The sequence below is a fragment of the Pseudoclavibacter terrae genome (assembly GCF_008831075.1).
Taxonomy (GTDB): Bacteria; Actinomycetota; Actinomycetes; order Actinomycetales; family Microbacteriaceae; genus Pseudoclavibacter; species Pseudoclavibacter terrae.
In genome coordinates, this window is the sequence record NZ_WBJX01000003.1 from 500,619 (window position 1) to 508,941 (window position 8,323).

An 8,323-nucleotide genomic window follows, 5' to 3' on the forward strand; every position below is an offset into this window, starting at 1 on the left:
TCGCTCGTGCTCGCGTCACCTGCGCCAGCTAGGCTTGGCGCGTGATCGACGCCCAGCTTCTCCGTGACCAGCCAGACCTTCTCAAGCGCTCGCAGCTCTCGCGCGGCAACGACCCGGCGACGGTCGACGCGGCCCTTGAGGCGGATGCGGCTCGCCGGTCGGCGATCTCCGAGTTCGAGCGCCTGCGGGCCGAGCAGAACGCGGCGTCCAAGCTGGTCGCGAAGGCCAGCAAGGAGGAGAAGCCGGCGATCCTCGCCTCGGTGAAGGAGCTCGCCGCGAGCGTCAAGGCCGCGAGCCAGACCGCCAACGAGGCGAGCGCGGCTGCGGATGCTGCGATGGGGCGCATCCAGAACCTCGTCATCGAGGGGGTCCCCGCCGGGGGCGAGGAGAACTTCGAGGTGCTCAAGACCGTCGGGGAGCGGCCGAGCTTCGACTTCGAGCCGCGCGACCACCTCGAGCTGGGCGAGATGCTCGGCGCGATCGACATGCAGCGCGGCGCGAAGGTCTCCGGTGCGCGCTTCTACTTCCTCCGCGGCATCGGCGCGCGCCTGGAGCTGGCCCTCATGTCGTACGCGCTCGACGTCGCGATCCGCAACGGCTTCGTGATGCTCACGACGCCGACGCTCGTGAAGCCCGAGATCATGCGCGGCACCGGATTCCTCGGCGAGCACGCCGACGAGGTGTACCACCTGCAGGACGACGACCTGTACCTGACGGGCACCAGCGAGGTCGCGCTCGCGGGGTACCACTCAGATGAGATCCTCGACCTCGAAGGCGGCCCGCTTCGCTACGCCGGCTGGTCGACCTGCTACCGCCGCGAGGCCGGCTCGCACGGCAAGGACACTCGCGGCATCATCCGCGTGCACCAGTTCAACAAGCTCGAGATGTTCGTCTACGCGAAGCCAGAGGAGGCGGAGGCGGAGCACGAGCGGCTCCTCGGCTGGCAGGAGGAGGTGCTGCAGTCGCTCGGCCTGAGCTACCGCGTCATCGACACTGCCGCTGGCGACCTCGGCTCCTCGGCTGCCCGCAAGTTCGACGTGGAGGCCTGGGTGCCGACGCAGGACGCATACCGCGAGCTCACGTCGACGTCGAACTGCACGACCTACCAGGCACGGCGTCTGTCGACGCGTCACCGCACCGAGTCGGGGAAGACCACGCCGGTCGCGACGCTCAACGGAACGCTGGCGACGACTCGCTGGCTCGTCGCCCTGTTCGAGACGCATCAGCGCGCGGACGGCTCGGTGCTCATCCCGGAGCCCCTGCGCCCGTACCTCGGCGGCCTCGAGGTCATGGAGCCCGTCGCGTGAGCGCGGAGAGCCTGACGGGCTTGGGCGCCTCGAACGAGCCGGGTGCCGCAGGCGAGCGGATGCTCGTGGCGCTCGACATCGACGGAACGATCCTGGGCATCGACGGCGCGATCCCAGACGCCACGTTCGAGCAGGTCCGTCGCCTGCGGGCGGCAGGCCACGAGGTCATGCTCGCGACGGGCCGCAGCTGGGCGGACACGCGCCCCATCGCGGAGCGGCTCGGCCTCGACTCCCGGTTCCATGTCTCTGCGAACGGGGCCATGACGCTCGAGCGGGATGCCGTCGCTCAGGGCGGCTACGCGACCCGGTGGATCGAGACCTTCGACCCCACCGAGGTGCTCGTGAGCCTGCGCGGCGCCCTCGAGAACGCCATGTTCGCGGTCGAGGACCCGCACGGCGTGTTCAAGTACAGCGGGCACTTCCCCGACGGCAGCTTCGAGGCGCGGGGGCAGGAAGTCCCCTTCGAGCAGCTGCTCGACGCCGAGGCGACGCGTCTCGTCGTCATCTCGCCCGACCACTCGATCGAGGAGTTCACGGCGGTCATCGAACGACTCGGGTTGCACGAGGTGAGCTACTCGGTGGGGTGGACGGCGTGGCTCGACATCGCGCCGGACGGCGTCAACAAGGGCACCGCGCTCGAGCGTGTGCGTCGTGAGCTCGGCATCCCGATGGAGCGGGTCGTCGTCGCCGGCGACGGGCGCAACGACATCGAGATGCTGCAGTGGGCGGCCGACGGGGGAACTGCCATCGCGATGGGCGACGCACCTCAGGAGGTCATCGACGCCGGCAACGTGCTGGCGCCGGACTTCGCCCACGACGGCCTCGGCACGGCGCTGAGCAAGCTCGGCTAGGCACGAGTATGACCGTCGACGTGCCACGGAGGCGGAAGCACCCGCTCGCCGCCATCGGGCAGGGCCTCGACGGCTTCTTCTTCGTGTTCGCGGGGCTGGCCGCGATCTGGCTCGCCTTCCTCGTCGCCGACGACTCCCTGCAGGTCGGCTGGTGGGGGATCCTGCTCCTGGTCATCTTCTGGGCGCTCCTCGCCTACCTGGTGCTGCCGCGCATGCACCGCATCCTGACGACCGTGTACGTGCCCGACTACTTCATCGGCAGGGCCCGCACGAGCGATGGCCTGCTGGGCGACCCCATCAACCTGGGCCTGCTCGGTCACGAGGCCGAGCTGCATGAGGCGATGCGAGGCGCGGGCTGGACTCGGGCCGACGACATCTCGCTGCGCACGAGCCTCGGGATCATCTCCTCGACCGTCACTCGGCGCAGCTACGACGAGGCGCCGGTGAGCCCCCTGTTCCTCTTCGGGCGACAGCAGGATTTCGCGTACCAGCAGGAAGTCGCCGGGAACCCGGCGAAGCGGCACCACGTGCGGTTCTGGAAGTGTCCGGATGGGTGGCTCCTCCCAGGCGGCACGCGCGTCGACTGGCTCGCGGCCGGCACGTTCGACCGCGCCGTCGGCTTCTCCCTCTTCACGCTGCAGGTCACGCACAAGATCGACGCGGACACCGATGTCGAGCGAGACCACATCGTCGCGACGGTGCTCGAGGGCACGCCGCGGGCGTCGGTCGCGATCCTGAAGGACTTCTCCACCGGCTACCACTCGCGCAACGGGGGCGGCGACTCGATTCGCACCGACGGCAACCTTCCGGTGCTCCAGCTCCCGAGCGCTGCGGATGCTGCGACGGGCGTCTCGTCCCCGGTGCTCGAGCCGCTGGCGAACGCCGCGTTCGAGCGCCGGGCCACGGTCGCACCCGCACCCGCACCCGACGCCGCGACCCCGGGGCCCGCGTCCGTTCACGCTCGTCCGGAGCGCTCGGCGAGGAAGCGGGCGGCGTTCGAGCCCCTCAGCTCATCGAATCCGGTCGAGGCCTCCGTCGGCGAGGCCGTGCGGAGGCACGGGCGTCCGATCACGACGACGTTCGGCGCCATCGTCGTCTTCGGGCGAGGGGTGCTCGCCCTGCTCTTCTTCGGGGCGCTGGCCCTGCTCGGGCCGGACGGCATGCGGGTGGTGCTCGCGGATGCGGACCTCGCCGGTGCGGACGCGGCGACGCTCGCGGAGCCCGCGTGGATCGTGACGATGATCGCGGGCGCCATCATCGTCATCACGTCGCTGCTGCTCGGCGTGCTCGTCTTGCGCGGCGTCAACTGGGCCCGCATCACACTGCTGCTCTACGCGGCGGCGTCGATCGCGCTGCAGTTCGGCAGCTGGTGGGCCGGCGACGAGGAAATCAGGTTCAGCACTACCCTCGCGTTCACGGCTCTGGATATCCTGTCCCTGCTGGCTCTGTCAGGGAAGCCAGCGCGTCAGTACTCGCGGCAGCGTTCGTGAGGTCGCGGGTCCTCGCCGTGTAACCAGACATTTCACTTTCGGTTACCATGGACACGCGACAAGCTCGAAAACGATACTGAATCGTTGTGAGCAATCCTGGAGGGCTGTCCGAGCGGCCGATGGAGCTGGTCTTGAAAACCAGTGGGCAGCAATGTCTCGTGGGTTCGAATCCCACGCCCTCCGCCACCAAGCCCCTGACGTGAGGAACCCCGCCTGTGACGCACTCCGGACCTTCCCGCGCACGGCGCGGCTTCGTCCCGGGCCAGGGCGTCAAGGATGAAGTGCCGAAGGTCACCTCGGCACGCCACGGCAAGCTGCACGTGACGACGCCGACGAACTCGGTGGTGAAGACGGGGACGATCGCCCTGTGCGTCGCGCTCGTCAGCGTCATGTTCGTCGGGGCGCTCGCCTGGATCAACCTGCAGGCGAAGGTCACGACCTTCGACATCGCCGACCCGTCGGGTTCGGAGGAGCCCGCGAGCTTCGCCGAGATCGAGGGCGGCATCAACGTGCTGCTCGTCGGCAGCGATGACCGCACGGGGCAGGGCGCCGAGTTCGGCGAGGGCGAAGCGGATGCGGACGGCGTGCTGAACGACGTCAACATGCTCCTGCACATCGCGGAGGACCGCTCGAGCGCATCCGTCGTCAGCATCCCGCGAGACACGATCGTGAACAAGCCGGCTTGCACCAACGACCAGGGCGTTGCCATGGAAGAGGCCTACGAGGTCCCCATGAACAGCATCCTCGGCGAGGGCGGCATGAACTGCGTCGTCTCCACGGTCGAGGCGATGAGCGGCATCGAGATCCCGTACGCGGCCATGGTGAAGTTCCGCGGCGTCATCGAGATGTCCAACGCCGTCGGCGGCGTCGACGTCTGCGTGGCGAACGAGATCAACGACGACTACGTCGGCCTGTACCTTCAGCCGGGCGACTACACGCTGCAGGGCGAGGATGCGCTCAAGTTCCTCCGCACCCGCCACGGCGTCGGCGACGGCAGCGACCTCACCCGCATCGCGAACCAGCAGGTGTTCCTGTCCTCCCTCATCCGCGAGGTGAAGAGCGCGGGCACGCTCACGAACCCCGTCAAGCTCTACGGCCTCGGTGTCGCGGCGACGCAGAACATGACCATGTCGAGCTCGCTCACCGACCCCAACACGCTCGTCAGCATGGCCATGGCGCTTTCGCAGGTGCCGCTCGACAAGATCACGTTCGTGCAGCTGCCGACGGGCGAGTACGACTCGGCGCGCGTGCAGCCGCTCGAGCCGGACGCGACGGCCATGTGGGAGCTGCTGCGCACCGACCAGTCGCTCGAGGTCGCTGGTGCTCCAGAGGCGACGGAGACGCCCGCGGATCCGAACGCGACGGTCAACATCGATCCGGAGACGGGCTGGGTCATCGACCCCACCACCGGCTTCCCGATCGACCCGGCCACGGGCATCCCCGTCGACCCGGCAACCGGTCTTCCGGTCGAGACGGCGCCGACGACAGCGGTGCCGCAGCCGACGCTCGCCGGTCAGCGCGCCGACGAGGAGTCGTGCTCCAACGCGAGCACGTCGCTCTTCTGAGCTCATCGCGCCGCGCCGCGCGCCGCTCGGGCGTGGTCAGGTGATCCACGTTCGCGCGGCCTATGCTGACGAACTCCACGTACGCTTCGGGGGAGGCCCGCACCTGTGACGACTTCTCGACGACGGGGGAGCAGCGCTCAGCGCTTCGACCGCGCCGGTGACGACGGCATCCTGCACCCGGATGCGCGCGGTGGGGTCGCCCAGCACGGCCGGCTCCCGGTGACGTCCGCGGCTCGCTCGCTTGGCAAGGGGCTGCTCATCGCGCTGTCGGTGGCGCTCGTGAGCGTGCTCGCCATCGGCGGCATCGCCGTCGCCGGCCTCTGGGGGCGGCTCGACGTGCTGCCGAATCCTGGCGGAGATGACGGGGACACCGTGGCGTTCGACGAGATCGAGGGCGGCTTCAACATCCTCCTCGTCGGCAGCGATGACCGCACAGGCCAGGGTGCCGAGTACGGGGAGGGCGACGAGGACGCGTCCGGCGTGCTCAACGACGTGAACATGCTGCTGCACGTCTCCGCCGACCGCACGCACGCATCCGTCGTCAGCATCCCCCGCGACACGATCGTCGACCAGCCGGCGTGCACCAATGACCAGGGAGTCGCCCAAGAGGAGCGCTTCGAGGTGCCGATGAACAGCATCCTCGGCGAGGGCGGCATGGGCTGCGTCGTCGAGACGGTCGAGGCGATGAGCGGACTGGATGTCCCGTACGCGGCGATGGTGCAGTTCCTCGGGGTCATCGAGATGTCGAACGCGGTGGGCGGCGTCGACGTGTGCGTCGCGAACGAGATCAGCGATGACTACGTGGGCCTCTACCTGCAGCCCGGCAACTACACGCTGCAGGGTGAGGACGCGCTGAAGTTCCTCCGTACCCGCCACGGCGTGGGGGGCAGCGACCTGCAGCGCATCGCGAACCAGCAGGTCTTCCTGTCGTCGCTCATCCGCGAGGTGAAGAGCGCCGGCACCCTCGCGAACCCGACGAAGCTGTACGGCCTCGGGGTCGCGGCGACGCAGAACATGAAGATGACGAAGTCGCTTGCCGACGTGCAGACGCTCATGGGCATGGCGTCCGCGCTCAACCAGGTGGATCTGTCGAAGATCTCCTTCGTGCAGCTGCCGACCGCCGACTACGACGGTTCGCGGGTCATGCCGCTCGAGCCCGACGCGACGGCCATGTGGGACCTGCTCGCGGCCGACCAGCCGCTGTCGGTTGCCGGGGCGCCGACCGGTGAGGACGGCGCGGCATCCGACGGCACGACTGGTGACGGCACGACCGGTGAGGACGCGGCCACGGATGCGCCCGTCGACCCGAGCGCGCCGGTCGCGACCCCGGCCCCCACCTTCGCGGGGCAGGCAGCCGACCAGGAGTCGTGCTCCAACCCGACGACCCTCTTCGGATAGCGCCCGACTCGGCTTGGCCGGCGCGTGCCACGAGCAGTCGCACGCCAATTTCCCGCTCGGTTCGGAACTTGGCGCGCGACCCGCTACGATAGGTGAGTCTTGGAGACGTCGCATAGTCCGGCCGAGTGCACCACCCTGCTAAGGTGGAGTCCCCTTTGAGGGGACCAGGGGTTCAAATCCCCTCGTCTCCGCTCTGCAGAGAACACCAAGATGAGACCCCGGTTCGAGCCCAGCTCGGAGCCGGGGTTTCGTGCATCCGGTGGCGGCACTGCGGCAGCGACCACCCACCGGTCCTGGGGCGACGCGCACGGCATATGGTTGGTTGGTCAGTGCCCCTGCACTCCCGAACCAACGTGAGGTCACATGCCAGAACGCTCGACCAGTCCCAAGATCGCCTTCCTCGACGTCGACGGAACGATCCTCGACCACGGGCGTCGGATCGCTCCCTCAACCGTGCGAGCAGTGCGTGAGGCGCGTGCCGCAGGGCACCTCGTCTACCTCTGCACTGGCCGAGCGGCGGGGCACATCCCGCAGGCGGTGCTCGATATCGGGTTCGACGGGGCTGTCACCAACGGCGGGGCCTTCGCGGATGCGGGAGACGTTCGCGTGCACGAGGAGACGATGCCGCGGGCCGAGCTCGATGCCCTCATCGCGCACTTCGAGAAGTACGACCTCCACTACTTGCTGCAGAGCGACGAGCGCGTCTACGCACCTGAAGCCACACGAGCGGCACTCATGCAGCACCTGCAGACCGCGCAGGTCGGGAAGGTCGAACCGCAGACCTCGCCGCAAGAGGGCTTCTCCGCTGAGCCCATCGCGGACGCACCGCTCACCCAGATCGCGAAGGCGGTGTTCTTCACCGAGCAGCCCGGAGCCGTTGATCGGGCGAAGGCCGAGTTCGGCGGGCGCTTCCACATCGTGCGCGGGAGCATGCCGCTGCCGGGTGGTTCCGACGGGGAGATCGGTCTTCCCGGCACCACGAAGGGCGCCGCCATAGACAAGGTGCTCGAGCACCTTGGGCTGGACCGCGCTGATGCCATCGGCATCGGCGACAGCTGGAACGACATCGAGATGTTCGACGTGTGCGGCGTTGGGATCGCGATGGGGAACGCCGACCCCGAACTGCAGAAGCTTGCCGATGAGGTCACCAGCACTGTGCTGGAAGACGGCATCTTCACTGCATTCGCCCGCCACGGCCTGGTGAGGTAGGGCTCGGAGCCGTCCACTCGTGCTTGGCCTGCATGCCAGCCCACGGGTGCGACACGCCCGGGTTCGTGGATGGTTTGACCTCTGGATCGAAACGCGGGTAAGTTACACAGGTTGCTTCCGAGCGGCAGGGAAACCGGCCAGGAAGGAGCGCACACAACTCAACATCAGGACCATGAACGTCCAGTAGCAATTGCGAATCTCGCACAGCTCAAGTTGACAAGGTTCCAATCCTGATGTAAGTTAGAGAGGTTGCTCTCGGGAGATGGTCGAATAGGCCGGAAACGAGAAGCGTCCGATTCTTGAGAACTCAACAGCGTGCACTATGTCAAATGCCAATTTGATCCCGTGCCTCTTCTTCTTGGAGGGGTAAGGATTCCTTTTGGAAACATATTTGGACAATACAAGTCAGTACTGAGCCTTCGGGTTTGGTGTTGTTTTGTTTTTTGTCAGTTTCAAACTTGTCATCGCACTTCGGTGTGGTGGCGTGATGTTTATCAGGCAGC

6 protein-coding genes and 2 tRNA genes are annotated in these 8,323 nt (G+C 67.8%); all 8 read left to right on the top strand.

Annotated elements, in window-relative coordinates; translation table 11 throughout:
* Positions 1–41: 41 nt before the first annotated feature.
* On the top strand, positions 42–1,307 hold the full coding sequence (gene serS / locus F8O03_RS11820; RefSeq protein ID WP_151424010.1) for a serine--tRNA ligase: 1,266 nt from the start codon (positions 42–44) through the stop codon (positions 1,305–1,307).
* Positions 1,304–2,158: an HAD family hydrolase gene (locus F8O03_RS11825; RefSeq protein WP_244296214.1), complete on the top strand. Its 855-nt coding sequence runs from the start codon at positions 1,304–1,306 to the stop codon at positions 2,156–2,158. Before serS ends, F8O03_RS11825 begins: the two co-directional genes overlap by 4 nt.
* Positions 2,159–2,166: 8 nt before the next feature.
* Positions 2,167–3,648: an LssY C-terminal domain-containing protein gene (locus F8O03_RS18265; protein WP_208851855.1), complete on the top strand. Its 1,482-nt coding sequence runs from the start codon at positions 2,167–2,169 to the stop codon at positions 3,646–3,648.
* 98 nt (positions 3,649–3,746) lie between these two features.
* A tRNA-Ser gene (locus tag F8O03_RS11835) sits at positions 3,747–3,834 on the top strand.
* Between the two features lie 29 nt (positions 3,835–3,863).
* Positions 3,864–5,213: an LCP family protein gene (locus F8O03_RS11840; RefSeq protein WP_151424011.1), complete on the top strand. Its 1,350-nt coding sequence runs from the start codon at positions 3,864–3,866 to the stop codon at positions 5,211–5,213.
* A 105-nt stretch (positions 5,214–5,318) separates the two neighbouring features.
* Positions 5,319–6,611: an LCP family protein gene (locus tag F8O03_RS11845; protein ID WP_151424012.1), complete on the top strand. Its 1,293-nt coding sequence runs from the start codon at positions 5,319–5,321 to the stop codon at positions 6,609–6,611.
* Between the two features lie 101 nt (positions 6,612–6,712).
* Positions 6,713–6,802 (top strand) — tRNA-Ser (locus F8O03_RS11850).
* Between the two features lie 172 nt (positions 6,803–6,974).
* The gene (locus F8O03_RS11855; RefSeq protein WP_151424013.1) at positions 6,975–7,820 is read left to right on the top strand and encodes a Cof-type HAD-IIB family hydrolase; all 846 of its coding nucleotides are present in this window, start codon (positions 6,975–6,977) and stop codon (positions 7,818–7,820) included.
* Positions 7,821–8,323: the final 503 nt, after the last annotated feature.

Bases quoted from the DNA above. Each gene is read 5' to 3' on its own strand.
- F8O03_RS18265 (WP_208851855.1), top strand. From the start codon at position 2,167: ATGACCGTCGACGTGCCACGGAGGCGGAAGCACCCGCTCGCCGCCATC.
- F8O03_RS11855 (WP_151424013.1), top strand. From the start codon at position 6,975: ATGCCAGAACGCTCGACCAGTCCCAAGATCGCCTTCCTCGACGTCGAC.